The sequence below is a fragment of the Candidatus Hydrogenedentota bacterium genome (assembly GCA_016791475.1).
In the GTDB taxonomy this organism is placed as follows: domain Bacteria; phylum Hydrogenedentota; class Hydrogenedentia; order Hydrogenedentales; family JAEUWI01; genus JAEUWI01.
The window spans coordinates 1-655 of record JAEUWI010000271.1; the positions used below are offsets into that span (position 1 = coordinate 1).

The following is a 655-nucleotide window of genomic DNA, read 5'->3' on the forward strand; positions in this document are numbered from 1 at the left end:
GCACCGACACAAGGCAAGGTCTGGTTCGACGGCCAATCGCTTTATGAGCTGAGCGTGACCGAACGGGCGAAGCTCCGCCGCCTGAAGATGGGTTTTGTCTTTCAGTCCTTCAACCTTGTGCCCTATCTGTCGGCCCTGGAAAACGTCGAAGTGCCCCTGCTGCTGCGCGGCGACTCGCGCCGCGCTCAGCAGCAACGGGCCGGTGAACTGCTCGAACTCGTCGGCCTGGCCGACCGCGCGAGGCACAAGCCCTGCGAGCTGAGCACCGGACAGCAGCAGCGTGTGGCCCTGGCACGCACCCTTGCCAACGATCCCGAGGTCATCCTGGCGGATGAACCGACCGGGAACCTGGACCCGGCAACACGCAGCCAGGTGCTGAACTTCCTGGAGGACTTCCATCGGGCCGGCAAGACCATCATCATGGTGACCCACGATCCGCAGGCAGCCGAGCGTGCGACGCGGACGCTTCGGATGGAAGCAGGTTCCATTGCCAGTGAGCTGCGACCAGCGCTGCGTTGCACCGCTTGAGTCGCTGAAGGCATCAAGGTAGTCGGGGTGAAACGTGGCAGCCTCGCCTGCCGATCTCTACAGGAGGAGTCCGGCTATGTGTAGCAATAGGTCCGAAATTGGGTTGATTGCCCTATTGCTGGCATTT

The 655-nt window shown here is 62.4% G+C and carries 1 protein-coding gene; it reads left to right on the forward strand.

All coding sequences use genetic code 11. From position 1 onward, the window contains the following. Positions 1–528, forward strand: a 528-nt coding sequence (locus tag JNK74_29155; GenBank protein MBL7650247.1) for an ABC transporter ATP-binding protein, incomplete at its 5' end; no start/stop codon positions are given. Positions 529–655: the final 127 nt, after the last annotated feature.